We start from the raw sequence: 14,177 nt of genomic DNA, 5'->3' as shown, positions 1-14,177 counted from the left end.
TTACTCCCCTTTGCCGCTGGAAGCCTTGCTAGCTGCCTGTGCGGAAGCCGGGTTCTTCGCGCCAATGTTAGTCGCCTCGGTTGCCTTGACTTCGACGCCAGGTTTGACGAATTGCAAGCCTTCGGTGATCAGGCGATCGCCTGCCTTCAGACCGTCTTCAATCAGCCATTGGCTGCCGACAGTACGGCTGGCCTTGAGCTGACGCAGTTCGACCTTGTTGTCCGCACCGACGACCAGCGCAGTCGGGGTGCCTTTGAGGTCGCGGGTCACGCCTTGTTGAGGAGCGAGGATCGCCGCGCTGTTTACCCCGGCCTGCAATTGGGCGTGTACAAACATGCCTGGCAGCAGGGTGTGATCAGGGTTGGGGAATACCGCACGCAAGGTCACGGAACCGGTGGTCTGGTCCACCGAGACTTCGGAGAACTCGAGTTTGCCTTCCTGCTTGTACTGGCTGCCGTCTTCGAGGGTCAGTTTGACCGCTGCCGCCGTGTCGCCGGCCTTTTGCAGACGACCGCTTTCCAGTTCGCGGCGCAATTCAAGCAGCTCCACGGAAGACTGGGTCACGTCGACGTAGATGGGGTCGAGTTGCTGGATCACCGCCATGGCATCGGCCTGGCCGTTGCTGACCAGCGCGCCCTCGGTCACGTTCGAGCGGCCGATGCGACCGGAGATCGGTGCGTAGACCTTGGTGTAACGCACATTGATCTGCGCGGTTTGCAGGGTAGCTTCCGATTGCAACCGGTTGGCCAGGGCCGTGTCGTATTCCTGGCGGCTGACGGCCTGCTCTTTGACCAGTTGCTGGTAGCGATCCGAAATCGACTTGGTCTGTTGCAGGTTGGCTTGAGCGCTTTTCAAAGTGGCTTCATAAACAGCCGGATCAATCTGATACAGCTGCTGGCCAGCCTTGACGTCGCCGCCTTCCTTGAACAGGCGCTTGAGAATGATGCCGTTCACCTGAGGGCGAACTTCGGCGATGCGGTACGCGCTGGTACGGCCCGGAAGCTCGGAGGTCAGGGTGAAGGCTTGAGGTTGCAGAGTAACGACGCCGACCTGAGGGGGTGGTGGGGCAGGTGCCGCCTCTTCCTTTTTGCATCCGCTGAGCAGCGATGCCAAGGCGAGGGTAGCGACCAGAGCGGTAACAGCTGGCTTGAATTGCATGAAAATCCTCGGGTCAGGCGCGCAAATTGCGCACTAGAAATGTGGAAAGGTAAAAAATGTGCGCTGAGTGGATAAGTAGCTTGCTAAGCAATATACTTACGTTCATGGTTGTTTGTAAACACCTTGACTGTGTATCCACACCGTTACGAAAGCTGTTCAAAGATCCGAATTGTAGGCCGGGGACTACGCCTAAGAGCGCTTGCCCCACTTTTGTTCAGCGAATAGTCAGAAATCGCTGAAGCATCCTGATTGAGGTTGTACTGCCATGGTTCGTCGTACCAAAGAGGAAGCTCAAGAAACCCGTAGCCAGATACTCGAAGCGGCAGAAAAAGCCTTTTTTGAGCGGGGCGTGGCGCGCACGACACTGGCGGACATCGCGACACTGGCTGGCGTCACTCGCGGGGCCATCTACTGGCATTTCAGCAACAAGGCGGATCTGGTGCAGGCCATGCTTGATACCTTGCAAGAGCCGCTGGATGAAATGGCCAAGGCCAGTGAAAGCGAAGATGAACTCGACCCCTTGGGCTGCATGCGCAAGCTGCTGATTCATTTGTTTCATCAAGTTGCCCTGGACCCGAAAACCCGACGCATCAATGAGATTCTGTTTCATAAGTGCGAATTCACCGATGAAATGTGCGACCTGCGACAGCAGCGCCGAGCGGTCAGTCTTGATTGCAATGTGCGAATCGCCCTGGCCCTGAGTAATGCGGTCAATCGGGGACAGTTACCGGAAAGCCTCGATACGGCCCGCGCGGCCATCAGCCTGCATGCTTACATCGACGGCATCCTGTATCAGTGGCTGTTGGCGCCCGACAGCTTTGAACTGCACATCGATGCCGAGCGCTGGGTCGATACAGGGTTGGACATGCTGGGCTTGAGCCCCAGCCTGCGCAAATGAAACAAAATGCGTAATTGGATCCGGTTGTGTCAACAATTAAGGCGGGCGTTGATCCCTTCAATGCTCGCCTTATTGCAATGCGATGCTTTTATATACGGACGCTCGCCAGGTTGATAGGTAGTGAGCTACCTGATTTGTAGGGATTTTGTGAGTGACCCGGCGCAAAAAAGCCCCGGCTCTTTCGAGTTGGGGCTTTTTTGTTTCAAACTGCTGACGCTTACATCACCGGGTAGTCGATATAACCGACCGGACCCTTGGCATAAAATAACTCAGGACGCGCCTCGTTCAGCGGTGCGTCGGCCTTCAGGCGTGCCGGCAGATCCGGGTTGGCAATGAACGGCACGCCGAAGGCCACGGCATCAGCCTTGCCGCTGGCGAGCCAGGCGTTGGCGCTGTCTTTGGTGAAGCGTTCGTTGACGATGTACGGGCCGCCAAACGCTTCTTTCAATTGTGGGCCGAGGCTGTCGCCGGCATCTTTCTCGCGGGAGCAGATGAACGCGATGCCACGGTTGCCCAGTTCGCGAGCGACGTAGATGAAGGTCTCAGACAGGTTGTCGTCGCCCATGTCATGGAGATCGGCACGTGGTGACAGGTGCACACCGACGCGGCCCGCGCCCCAGACTTCGATCGCGGCATCGGTCACTTCCAGCAACAGGCGCGCCCGGTTTTCCAGGGAGCCGCCGTAGTTGTCGGTGCGCTGGTTGGTGCTGCTTTGCAGGAACTGGTCGAGCAGGTAACCGTTGGCGCCGTGGATTTCCACGCCGTCGAAACCGGCCGCCTTGGCGTTCTCGGCACCGACGCGGTAGGCCTCGACAATGTCGGCGATTTCAGCGATTTCCAGGGCGCGTGGGGTTGGGAAGTCGGCCAGTGGGCGAACCAGGCTGACATGGCCTTTTGGCTGAATGGCGCTTGGTGCGACCGGCGCTTCACCGCCCAGGTACGACCCGTGGGAAATACGGCCAACGTGCCACAGTTGCAGGAAAATCTTGCCGCCCGCGCCGTGGATTGCTTTGGTCACATTGGCCCAGCCACGCACCTGATCGTTGGACCAGATGCCCGGGGTGTCCGGGTAGCCGACGCCCATCGGCGTGACCGAAGTGGCCTCGCTGAGGATCAGGCCGGCCGAGGCGCGTTGGACGTAGTACTCGGCCATCAGCGCGTTTGGCACGCGGCCTTCGTCGGCGCGGCAGCGAGTCAGCGGCGCCATGATGATGCGGTTGGACAATTCGAGGTCGCCCAGTGTGATCGGATCGAAAATAGTCGTCATGAAATAGCGCTCTTGTAGAGATCAGTGGGTAGCAGGAGCCAGCTCGGGATCACCGTTCTGACGGAAAGTAATCAGGGTCACCAGCAGGGCGAGTACCGCCAGTACAGCGGCCGCGAGCGGCACGCTGGTCAAGCCGAAACCATGGGCGATGACGCTGCCACCGACCCAGGCACCCAGTGCATTGCCGATATTGAAAGCGCCAATGTTCAGGGTCGACACCAGGTTCGGTGCGGCCTTGCCGTAGGTCACGACATTCACTTGCAGGGCGGGTACGGCGGCGAAGCACGCGGTGGCCCAGAGGAACAGGGTGATTTCGGTCGGAATCACTGCAACGCTGGTCCAGGTCAGCACGGTGGAAACCACCGCCATGGCGATGAACACACCGATCAGCGTTGCAGCCAGGCTTTTGTCTGCCAGCTTGCCGCCAATGATGTTGCCGACCGTCAGGCCCAGGCCGATGAGCATCAGGGTCCAGGTCACGCCGCGGGGCGAGATACCGGTGATTTCGCCCAACAGAGGTGCGACGTAGGTGAACAGCGTGAAGACCGACGCGGCGAACAGTGCGGTCATGCTCAGGGACAGCCAAATCCCGGCGCCTTTGAGGGCGCGCAATTCGGCGCGCATGTCGAGTTTCTCTTCATCGCGCTTGGCCGGCAGGAAGCGGATCAGGCCGATCAATGCGATCACACCCATCACGGTCACAGCCCAGAAGGTCGACCGCCAGCCGGCTTGCTGACCGAGCGCGGTGCCCAGCGGAACGCCGAGCACGTTGGTCAGGGTCAGGCCGGTGAACATCAAAGCTACCGCCGAAGCGCGTTTGTTCGCCGGAACGAGACCTGCCGCCACCACCGAACCGATACCGAAGAACGCACCGTGGCAGAGGGCGGTGACCACACGGGCAAACATCAGCACGTTGTAGTCGGTCGCCATTGCACAGAGCAGGTTGCCAATGATGAAGATGCCCATCAACACTACCAGTGCAGCCTTGCGCGGTAACTTGGCAGTGGCCAGTGCCATGAACGGCGCACCGATGGCCACGCCCAGCGCGTAACCAGTCACCAGCCAGCCAGCGCCAGGGATCGACACGCCGAGGTCAGCTGCCACGTCGGGCAACAAGCCCATGATGACGAACTCGGTGGTGCCGATGGCGAAGGCGCTCAAGGCCAGAATGAGTAGCGAGAGGGGCATTGTTGATTCCTTATCGGCGTACTGACGTAAAGGGTCAGAGCTCTTTGCTGAAGGTGCTGAGGAATTCCTGAATGGTTTCCTCATTGCGTTTGAAAAAATGCCACTGGCCGACTTTGCGGCTGCTGATCAGGCCGGCGCGTTGCAGGGTCGCCAGGTGTGCGGACACCGTGGACTGCGACAAACCGCAACGTTGATCGATCTGACCGGCGCAGACGCCGTGCTCGTTGCTGTGGGACTGGTCGGGGAATTCGACGGTCGGGTCTTTGAGCCAGTGCAGGATGTCTCGCCGTACTGGGTGTGCCAGGGCTTTTATTATTTCGTCGAGATTGATAGTCATGGTGTGGGCTCGTGATGATTAAAACGCTATATCGCGATGAGGCGAACTTTAAATCGTTGGTTCGCGATATACCAATATGATTTTGGTCTGATGACCGCTTAATTCGGTATATCGAGTTATAACGATATGCTGGGTGTAACGATACAACGGCGCAGTGCTAAGCTGCGCGCATGAACTATCTCGCACATCTGCACCTCGGTGGCCAGCGCCCCGGTCAATTGCTCGGCAGTCTGTATGGCGATTTCGTCAAAGGGCGGCTGCAAGGGCAGTTCGATCTGGAGATCGAAGCGGCCATCCAGCTGCATCGAAGCATCGATGTCTTTACCGACCGCCATCCGTTGGTGGACGTTTCGTTATCGCGTTTTTCCCTGACCCGCAGGCGTTACGCCGGGATCGTGCTCGACGTGTTTTTCGACCATTGCCTGGCGCGTGACTGGACGCTGTACGCCGACAGGCCGCTGGAGCAATTCACTTCGGACGTGTACCGGGTTTTGTCCGCCGAGCCGCAACTGCCGGAACGTCTGGCGCAGATCGCGCCGCACATGATGGCCAATGACTGGTTGGGTTCTTACCGGGAGTTCGCGGTGCTGGAGCAGGTGCTGCGGGGGATTTCGCGGCGGTTGACGCGGCCGGAGGAACTGGCCGCAGCGATGCAGGAGTTGCGGGTGTTGTATGAGCCGTTGAGTGATGACTTTCGGTTGTTCTATCCGCAGCTTCAGGACTTTGCCCAGAACCGCTGACACGATCCTTGTAGGAGCGAGGCTTGCCCGCGAAGAACGATAACGCGGTGTCTCAGGTACACCGCGGCGTTCCCTTCGCGGGCAAGCCTCGCTTCTACAAAAGGGTTACGCGGCGATAAGTTCGCCGGCACGTCGCGGTTCTGCAGGTTTCGCCACTTCCCCAAACAACGCCTTCTGCACCGCCTGCTGTGCCTCGAACGCCAGCGCCGCACGCTCGCGACCTTCGCAAGCGATCGGCTTGAGCAGATGAATCTCCACCTCACCCCGATCATTGGCAAACAAGCGCATCAAGTGCGAGAGCAAATCATCATCGCCAATGAACGGCGCCAGCGAATCGAGCTCACCGTCGCGCAGATAACGAATCGCCACCGGCTGCAACTTCACTTCGGAATCGATCGCCGCAGACAGCAAGCGACCATGAAAAGTACGCAGCGAACGGCCATCGGTGGTGGTGCCTTCCGGGAACATCAGCAGCGGATGTTCCTGCTCCAGATGACGGGTCATCTGTTTGCGGATCAACTGACTGTCACCTGAACCGCGCCGGATGAACAGGCTACCGGCCTTGGCCGCCAACCAGCCTGCCACCGGCCAGGTGCGCACTTCGGCCTTGGACAGGAACGACAGCGGCGTGAGCATGCCCAGCAGTGGAATGTCGGTCCAGGACACGTGGTTGCTGACCCACAGCATCGGCGCTTTCGGCAATTCACCGTGCACGGTCATGCGAAAGGGCAGGGCATTGCTCAACCGCGCCATGAAGAACCGCGACCAGCGTTGGCGGCGGACCATCGAATGAGCGATCCCCAAACGTTCGAACATCCCGAACACTCCGGCCATGCTCAACCCCAGCGCCACGACCACAAGCACTCGCGCAATCCGCGCGTAAACCCGTAACCGGCTCATCACACGGCCGCCTTGAAGTGCTTGGCATAGCGCGGGCAGAGTTCGTCGCGCTTGAGCAGGATGAACACGTCGGCAACCTGGAAGTCTTCGTCCCAGCACGGTTCGCCGCAGATCTTCGCGCCAAGGCGCATGTAGGCCTTGAGCAGCGGTGGCATTTCGGCGATGACGTTGGACGGGATGTCGAGACTCGGCAGCGGTTTTTTCGGTTCGGCCCGCAGGTGTTCTGTGCACAGGTAGCGTTCGCGCAGGCGCTGCATGATCGCGTGGGCCTGAATGCCGCCATCCCGCATCGGGATGCTCGCGCAACCCATCAAATAGCTGTAGCCACCCTGGTTCAGCACTTCGGCCAGTTCGCCCCACAGTACGGCGATGGTGCCACCGTTGCGGTAGGCGGGGTCGACGCAGGTGCGACCGATTTCCAGGATTGGGCCTTTCAAGTGGACCAGGCCGTGCAGCCTGAATTCTTCTTCGCTGTAGAACTTGCCCAGGCTGCTGGCGGCCGTGTGGTCGAGCAAACGGGTGGTCGCCACCAGACGTCCGGTGTTCAAGTCACGCACGCCGATGTGGGCGCAGTGAACATCATAGTCATCCATGTCCAGACCCAGCTCCGCGCCTTTCAGCTTGGCGTTGAATTCGCCGCTGAACACGTTGAAGCGCAGGGCCTGGGCTTCCTGCAAGGCCTCGGCGCCCACCAGGCGTTCGGCTTGCAGGCGGCGTTCATTGCCGGTGTCGCTGATGCGGGCGATCTGAGTCATTGCGAATCTCCGTACGGGCCGGTCACCCGTCTTGGGTTGCAGCCGATCGACTTTCTTTATGCAGCCGTGTTGTGCAAAGTCAGGCTATGTAGCCCCGGTGTCATCGCCATGAAGCTTTGGTGATGCTTGTATGACAGCCCACGAGGAGCCCCCTATGCCCTGGCAAAACCTGTTGCGCCGCCGCGATCGTCTGCCCGCCAACCCGGACCTGGGCGAGGGGTTCGCGACCTTATTGCACCCGTTGGGCAACGTCACGCCGTTCGAGTTGGCGGTGGCCGGCGGGCGTTTGATGTCGACGCCGGGGCTGGCGTTTCTGGTGGGGTATCAGGCGGCGTTGCGCATGCTTTGGCCGAGCGCGCCGCTGAGCCTCGGCGCGTTATGCGCGACCGAACAACGCAGCCTGAGGGTGGCGGACATGCAGACCCGTCTCAGCGATTTGCGTCTGAGCGGGCGCAAGGATTTTGTCACCGCAGGCGATGCCGCCGATTGGCTGCTGATCGCTGCTCGCAGTGAAGCACCTGACGAAAAACCGCGCCTGAGCCTGGCGGTGGTCTATCCCGATGAACCGGGCGTGCGCGTGGAAAAACTCCCGGCAATCGCGTTGATGCCGGACATCAGCCACGGTCGGCTGTTTCTCGATAACGCTCAGTGCGAACTGTTGGCGGGGGATGGCTGGGAGGCTTACATCAAGCCGTTCCGCACCCTTGAGGACATCTATGTGTTGAGCGCCATGACCGCTTGGCTGTACGGCATCGGTCAGGACAGCGACTGGCCGCAAGCCTTGCAACTGCGTTTGCTGGCGCTGCTGGCCGGGTGTGCGGAAGTCAGCCGGCAGGCGCCGAATAATCCGTTCGGGCATGTGTTGCTCGGTGGCTTGTTCGCGCAGTTCGATGGGCTCAAGGCTGAGGTGACTCAAGCACTGGCCGATGGCCCGCAGCATTGGGCCGCGATGTGGCAGCGCGATCAGGGGGTGATGGATTTGGCGGCGGGTGCGCGGGGGAAGCGATTGGCCAAGGCACTCGCTGGATCTTCGTTGAATTGACGGGCCTCATGGGGAACACAAATCCCGGAACTGTCATCAACCGCGACTAGGCTCAGCAGGTCCATCCCTCCGAGCAGCCACCATGATCAAAGGCTTGTCGCTGATTTTCGGGCTGTTGCTCAACCTCACGGCCCACGCCGAAAACTGGCCTGCCGAGCAATGGTCGACCGCCCCGACAGTCACCGGGCCGGCGCTTCAAGCCCTGGAGACTTACGCCTTCTCACCCCGTGATGAGGCCACCCGAAAAGGCATCCGCACCGACGCCTTGCTGGTGATCCGCGACGGTCAGTTGATCTACGAGCGCTACGCCGACCCCACCACCGCCGACACCCCGCACTTGACCTGGTCCATCAGCAAAAGCCTGATGGCCACGGTCCTCGGCGTGGCCTATGGCGAGGGCCTGTTCAAACTCACGGACCCGGTGCTGAAGTTTTATCCACCGCTGGAAAAGCACCCGACGATGACCATGGCCGATCTGCTGCACTGGGCCTCGGGCCTGGACTGGCAGGAAGACTATGAATACGCGCCGTTGAAATCCTCGGTGGTCGCGATGCTCTACACCCGTGGTCACCAGGACATGGCCGCGTTCACCGCTGATCACGCTGAATACGCCAAACCCGGTCAGGCATTCCGTTACTCCAGTGGCGACAGCAATCTGTTGTCCGCCGCGCTGAAAAACATCGTCGGCCCGACCCGCTATCCGGACTCTCCATGGACCGCTCTGTTCGAACCCTTGGGGATTCGTCACGCTGTCTGGGAAACCGATGCCACGGGGACGTTCGTCGCGTCATCCTATGCCTATCTCACCGCCAGGGATCTGGCCCGAGTCGGTCTGCTGATGGCGCGCGACGGCCGTTGGGGCGAGCGCCAATTGCTGCCCAGGGACTGGACCACTTTCAACCGCGAACCGTTCGCCCACTATCAAGCCAGTCAGGACGACGCCGTGCCCGGCGGCCATTGGTGGCTTAACCGCGCGGTGGAGGGCGCGGCAAAACCCTGGCCCGATGCACCCGACGACACCTTCGCCGCGCTGGGGCATTGGGGTCAGGCGATGTACGTGATTCCCGGCGAAAACCTGGTAATCGTGCGCTATGGCGATGACCGCGACGCCAGCTACCAGCACAACGAGTTGCTCAAACTCGCGCTCAAGGCATTTGCCGCGAAGGTGCAGCCATGAACCGCCGCAGCCTTGTTCGTCGCCGCCCGTTCAGCACGCTGTTGTTGATCCTGCTGATCGCCTTGCTCGGCTGGGTCTGGCAGGAACGCGTCGCGCTGTGGGCGTTCCCGGACATCATCAGCGCCTACACCGCCAAGGAATATTGTTCGTGCCGTTACGTGATGAACAACCCGGCCGAGTACTGCCACAGCTATGTGAAACAGTGGTTGCCGACCAGTGGCTTTACCGATGACGCCGCCAGTAGGCGCGTGACAGTCAGCGGCTTGGGTCGCAGCAACAGCGCGCAATGGATCAACGAGCGTCAAGGCTGTCGCCTGCAACCCTGAGCACCACTGTCCTTGTAGCAGCTGGCGAAGCCTGCGTTCGGCTGCGCAGCAGTCGTAAATCCTGCATGCAAGATTCTCCAGACACACCGTGGTGCCTGATTTCACGTCGGCTTCGCCGCCGAACGCAGGCTTCGCCAGCTGCTACAGGTTTGCATCTTGCTCCCGGGCGGTTAAGGTTCGTGCAGGTTTATTTGCCCCACGAGTCTCTATGTTCAACCGCTCCCTCTGCAAAACCCTCGCCTTCCTGCTGCTGGCCGGTGCCGCCCTGTCGGCCCATGCCGATTGGTATCTGGACGGCGAGTCCTCGCGGCTGTCTTTCATCAGCACCAAAAACACCAACACCTCCGAAGTGCAGCGCTTTCTGGTGCTGCACGGCAAGGTCAGCCCCAAAGGCCTGGCCGAGGTCGAAGTCGAGGTGGACTCGGTCAACAGCGGCATCCCGCTGCGCGATGAGCGCATGCGCAAGGACTTGTTTGACATCCAGGCCTTCCCCGAAGCGCTGATCACCGCGCAAATCGATCTGCGGCCGATCAATGATCTGGCGCCCGGTGCGCAACTTGAATTGCGCCTGCCGCTGACCGTCAACCTCCATGGCAAACAACACGAATACACCGCCGAACTGTTGGCAACCCGTCTCGATGACCGACGCTTCCAGGTGGTGACCCTCGAACCGCTGATCATCAACGCCGCGGATTTCGACCTGGCCCCCGGCCTGGAAAACTTGCGCAAGGTCGCCGGTTTGTCGGCCATCAGTTTGTCGGTGCCGGTGAGCGCGGTACTGATTTTCACGGCGCGCTGACATGGCCGGCGCAATTTTCCCCTGGCGTGAAGGCAACCGTTTTGAACTGCTGATCGACGGTCCACAGTTTTTCCCTCGGATGTTGGTCGCGATTGCCCGTGCCGAAGAACAGGTCGAGCTGGAGCTGTACCTGGTGGAGGCGGGTGCCTGTGCCGAGGCGATGGTTCAGGCGTTGGTCCAGGCTGCCGAACGTGGCGTGCGCGTGCGCTGCCTGTTCGATGATTACGGCAGCCTCGCGTTCACCCTGACCTTGCGTCGACGTTTGATGGCGGCGGGTGTGGAGCTGCGTTTCTACAATCGCCTGAGCTGGCGGCGCTGGGTCGGCAACTTCTACCGCGATCACCGCAAGCTGTTGCTGGTCGATCAGAGCATGGCCGTGGTGGGCGGCACCGGGGTGACTGATGAGTTCTGGACGCCGGGCGAAGACACCAGCGAATGGCACGAAGTGATGGTGGAAATCACCGGCCCATTGGTCATCGACTGGCAGTTGCTGTTCGACCGCCAATGGATCGCCAACCGGCATCGGCGTGCCTGGAAACCCGCTGCGCATTTTGGCTTGCCGCGTCTGCCGCGCGTGCCGTCCATGGGCGAGGGCATGGGCCGGGTCGCCTATGCCGACGCCCGCCAGCACCGGGACATCCTGCAATCGCTGACTCGCGCGCTGAACAGCGGCCAGCGGCGGATCTGGCTGGCGACCCCGTACTTCCTGCCGACCTGGAAAGTCCGTCGTTCATTGCGCCGGGCGGCTGCGCGCGGTGTTGACGTGCGACTGCTGCTGACCGGGCCGCGCACCGATCACCCGTCGGTGCGTTATGCAGGGCATCGCTACTACCCGCGATTGCTCAGGGCCGGGGTGAAGATCTTCGAATACCAGCCGTGTTTCCTGCATCTGAAAATGGTCCTGATCGACGACTGGGTAAGCATCGGCTCGTGCAATTTCGATCACTGGAATTTGCGTTTCAACCTGGAAGCCAACCTTGAGGCGCTGGACCCTGGGCTGACGCGGGCGGTGGCGGCGAGTTTTGAGAAGGACTTTGCGCAGAGCCAGGAAGTCAGCCTGGAGGTATGGAAACGCCGACCGCTGTGGCGGCGGGTGAAGCAACGGGTGTGGGGATGGGTGGATCGGCTGGTGGTGAATCTGCTGGATCGACGGGGATAGTGACGCCAGATCGTTCCCACGCTCCGCGTGGGAATGCAGCCCGTGACGCTCCGCGTCACTGGACGCGGAGCGTCCCTTGAGGCATTCCCACGCGGAGCGTGGGAACGATCATTGCGCGCAGGGTTACAGCAATTCAAAGCTCTGCTGCGTCACGTCCTGGGAATCCAGGCCGATCTGCACGTTGAACTGGCCTGGTTCCGCAGCGTACTTGAGCTGGGCATTGAAGAACTTCAGGTCGTCCTCAGTGATGGTGAAGTGCACGACTTTCTGTTCGCCGGCCTTGAGCATGATTTTCTGGAAGTTCTTCAGTTCCTTGATCGGCCGGATCATCGAGCCGGTCACGTCCTGGATGTACAACTGCACCACGGTTTCGCCGTCGCGCTTGCCGGTGTTTTTCAGCATGACGCTGGCGTCAAGCTTGCCGGTCTTGTTCAGCGTGGTCGACGACAACGCCATGTCGCTCAGGCTGAAATCGGTATAGCTCAGACCGAAACCGAACGGGAACAGCGGGCCGGTGGTGTCATCGAAATACTGTGAGGTGTAGTTGCCCGGTTTGCCTGGGGTGAACGGCCGGCCAATGCTCAGGTGGTTGTAGTAGGTCGGAATCTGACCCACCGAGCGCGGGAAGGTGATCGGCAATTTGCCCGACGGGTTGTAGTCGCCGAACAGTACGTCGGCGATGGCGTTGCCGCCTTCGGTACCTGTGAACCAGGTTTCCAGAATCGCGTCAGCCTGATCTTTCTCTTCGAGAATCGACAGCGGACGGCCGTTCATCAACACCAGCACCAGCGGTTTGCCGGTGGCCTTCAGGGCCTTGATCAAATCGCGCTGGTTGGCCGGGATGTTCAGGTCGGTGCGGCTCGAGGATTCGTGGGACATGCCACGGGACTCGCCGACCGCAGCGACCACTACATCAGCGTCCTTGGCGGCTTTCACCGCTTCGTCGATCAGCTCTTGGGCCGAACGCGGATCATCCACCACTTCCGGTGCGTCGAAGTTGAGGAAGTTTAGATAATCGAGGACTTTCTTGTCGCTGGTGATGTTGGCGCCACGGGCGTAGATCAGCGTCGATTGCGCGCCCAGTGCGTTGGTCATACCGTCGAGCAGCGTCACCGATTGCGCAGGACGACCGTTGGCGGCCCAACTGCCCATCATGTCGATCGGTGCCTTGGCCAATGGACCGACCAGGACGATTTTCGCAGTTTTCTTCAGCGGCAGGGTTTCGCCCTGGTTCTTCAGCAACACCATGCTGCGGCGCGCAACGTCGCGGGCCTCGGCACGGTGCAGGCGGCTGTCGGCGTTCGTGTCGGCCGGATCATCTTCAGCCTTGCCGATGCGCAGGTACGGGTCTTTGAACAGGCCCATGTCGTACTTGGCGTCGAGCACCGCACGCACGGCGTTGTCGATGTCGCTCTGCTGGATCTCTCCCGCCTTCAGCAGCCCTGGCAGTTCTTTGCCGTAGAGCGTGTCGTTCATGCTCATGTGGATGCCGGCCTTGATCGCCAGCTTCGCGGCTTCGCGTCCATCGCGAGCAACACCGTGTTTGATCAGCTCGAAAATCGCCCCGTGGTCGCTGACGGCCAGGCCTTTGAAGCCCCATTGCTTGCGCAACAGGTCGTTCATCAGCCAGGTGTTGGCAGTGGCTGGCACGCCGTTGATCGAGTTCAGCGCGACCATCACCCCGCCAGCACCGGCGTCGATCGCCGCACGGTACGGTGGCAGGTAGTCCTGGAACATCTTGACCGGGCTCATGTCGACGACGTTGTAGTCACGACCGCCCTCGACCGCGCCGTACAGGGCAAAGTGCTTGACGCTGGCCATGATGCTGTCGGCCGCGTTCGCGCCTGTGCCCTGGAAAGCTTTGACCATGACGCCGGCGATGCGCGAAACCAGATACGTGTCTTCGCCGAAGCCTTCGGAAGTCCGGCCCCAACGCGGGTCGCGGGAGATGTCGACCATCGGCGCGAAGGTGATGTCTAGGCCGTCCGACGCGGCTTCCTTGGCGGCGATGCGCCCGGACAGGCCGATGGCATTCATGTCCCAGCTCGAGGCCAGGGCTATCGGGATCGGGAAAATGGTCCGATGACCGTGGATCACGTCATAGGCGAAGAACATCGGGATCTTCAACCGGCTGCGCATGGCCGCGTCCTGCATCGGACGGTTTTCCGGGCGCGTGATCGAGTTGAACGTGCCGCCGATGTTGCCGGCCGCGATCTCCTTGCGGATCATCTCTCGAGGCATCTCCGGGCCGATGCTGATCAGGCGCAACTGGCCGATCTTTTCATCGAGGGTCATTTGCTTCATCAGGTTGCTGATGAACGCGTCCTTGTTTTCCAGAGGTGCGGGCGTCGTGGCGGCCAATACGGTATGACTGGCCAGGCTGACGAACAGGCCCAGCAAACACAGCTTCTTCATGAATAGTTTTCTCAAA

At 60.7% G+C, this 14,177-nt stretch carries 14 protein-coding genes; 7 read left to right on the top strand and 7 right to left on the bottom strand.

Annotated features, from left to right (window positions below; all coding sequences use genetic code 11):
* On the bottom strand, positions 1-1,158 hold the full coding sequence (locus tag ACYZT3_RS22780) for an efflux RND transporter periplasmic adaptor subunit (RefSeq protein WP_282381691.1): 1,158 nt from the start codon (positions 1,156-1,158) through the stop codon (positions 1-3).
* Positions 1,159-1,423: 265 nt separating this feature from the next.
* Between ACYZT3_RS22780 and emhR the strand changes: the two genes are divergently transcribed.
* Complete coding sequence (gene emhR / locus ACYZT3_RS22775; RefSeq protein WP_282381689.1) at positions 1,424-2,056, top strand: efflux system transcriptional repressor EmhR; 633 nt, start codon at positions 1,424-1,426, stop codon at positions 2,054-2,056.
* Between the two features lie 217 nt (positions 2,057-2,273).
* Here the strand turns inward: emhR and ACYZT3_RS22770 are convergent, their stop codons facing one another.
* From ACYZT3_RS22770 to ACYZT3_RS22760, 3 genes are read right to left on the bottom strand one after another with little or no spacing between them, the layout of a single operon-like run.
* The gene (locus ACYZT3_RS22770) at positions 2,274-3,323 is read right to left on the bottom strand and encodes an alkene reductase (protein ID WP_282381687.1); all 1,050 of its coding nucleotides are present in this window, start codon (positions 3,321-3,323) and stop codon (positions 2,274-2,276) included.
* 21 nt (positions 3,324-3,344) lie between these two features.
* On the bottom strand, positions 3,345-4,511 hold the full coding sequence (locus ACYZT3_RS22765; RefSeq protein ID WP_462030819.1) for an MFS transporter: 1,167 nt from the start codon (positions 4,509-4,511) through the stop codon (positions 3,345-3,347).
* Between the two features lie 34 nt (positions 4,512-4,545).
* On the bottom strand, positions 4,546-4,848 hold the full coding sequence (locus ACYZT3_RS22760; protein ID WP_282381682.1) for an ArsR/SmtB family transcription factor: 303 nt from the start codon (positions 4,846-4,848) through the stop codon (positions 4,546-4,548).
* Positions 4,849-5,018: 170 nt separating this feature from the next.
* Here ACYZT3_RS22760 and ACYZT3_RS22755 point away from each other — a divergent pair, with 170 nt between their 5' ends.
* Positions 5,019-5,588, top strand: coding sequence for an acyl carrier protein phosphodiesterase (locus tag ACYZT3_RS22755; protein WP_282381679.1), 570 nt, complete (start codon positions 5,019-5,021; stop codon positions 5,586-5,588).
* A gap of 105 nt (positions 5,589-5,693) precedes the next feature.
* On the opposite strand, the gene ACYZT3_RS22750 is transcribed toward ACYZT3_RS22755, so the two are convergent.
* A complete protein-coding gene (locus tag ACYZT3_RS22750; protein WP_282381677.1) occupies positions 5,694-6,488 on the bottom strand; it encodes a lysophospholipid acyltransferase family protein in 795 nt (264 codons plus the stop codon).
* Positions 6,488-7,243: an L-ornithine N(alpha)-acyltransferase gene (olsB, locus tag ACYZT3_RS22745; protein WP_282381674.1), complete on the bottom strand. Its 756-nt coding sequence runs from the start codon at positions 7,241-7,243 to the stop codon at positions 6,488-6,490. The genes ACYZT3_RS22750 and olsB overlap by 1 nt, the downstream gene beginning before the upstream one ends.
* Before the next feature lie 154 nt (positions 7,244-7,397).
* Between olsB and ACYZT3_RS22740 the strand changes: the two genes are divergently transcribed.
* The 5 genes from ACYZT3_RS22740 (at position 7,398) to ACYZT3_RS22720 (ending at position 11,746) form a co-directional block, all read left to right on the top strand.
* On the top strand, positions 7,398-8,285 hold the full coding sequence (locus tag ACYZT3_RS22740) for an acyl-CoA dehydrogenase middle domain-containing protein (RefSeq protein WP_282381672.1): 888 nt from the start codon (positions 7,398-7,400) through the stop codon (positions 8,283-8,285).
* A gap of 82 nt (positions 8,286-8,367) precedes the next feature.
* Positions 8,368-9,462 carry a serine hydrolase domain-containing protein gene (locus ACYZT3_RS22735; protein ID WP_282381670.1) on the top strand — a complete coding sequence of 365 codons (1,095 nt, stop codon included), beginning with the start codon at positions 8,368-8,370 and terminating at the stop codon, positions 9,460-9,462.
* Positions 9,459-9,788: an amidase gene (locus tag ACYZT3_RS22730; RefSeq protein WP_462030818.1), complete on the top strand. Its 330-nt coding sequence runs from the start codon at positions 9,459-9,461 to the stop codon at positions 9,786-9,788. Before ACYZT3_RS22735 ends, ACYZT3_RS22730 begins: the two co-directional genes overlap by 4 nt.
* A 208-nt stretch (positions 9,789-9,996) precedes the next feature.
* On the top strand, positions 9,997-10,587 hold the full coding sequence (locus ACYZT3_RS22725; protein WP_282383351.1) for a YceI family protein: 591 nt from the start codon (positions 9,997-9,999) through the stop codon (positions 10,585-10,587).
* 1 nt (position 10,588) lies between these two features.
* On the top strand, positions 10,589-11,746 hold the full coding sequence (locus ACYZT3_RS22720; protein ID WP_462030817.1) for a phospholipase D-like domain-containing protein: 1,158 nt from the start codon (positions 10,589-10,591) through the stop codon (positions 11,744-11,746).
* Positions 11,747-11,869: 123 nt separating this feature from the next.
* On the opposite strand, the gene bglX is transcribed toward ACYZT3_RS22720, so the two are convergent.
* Positions 11,870-14,161, bottom strand: coding sequence for a beta-glucosidase BglX (bglX, locus tag ACYZT3_RS22715; protein ID WP_282383347.1), 2,292 nt, complete (start codon positions 14,159-14,161; stop codon positions 11,870-11,872).
* Between the last annotated feature and the right edge of the window lie 16 nt (positions 14,162-14,177).

The organism is Pseudomonas sp. MDT1-16 (genome assembly GCF_054898115.1).
The sequence above is the reverse complement of the archived record's forward strand: the minus strand, read 5'-3'. Positions and strand labels throughout refer to the sequence as shown.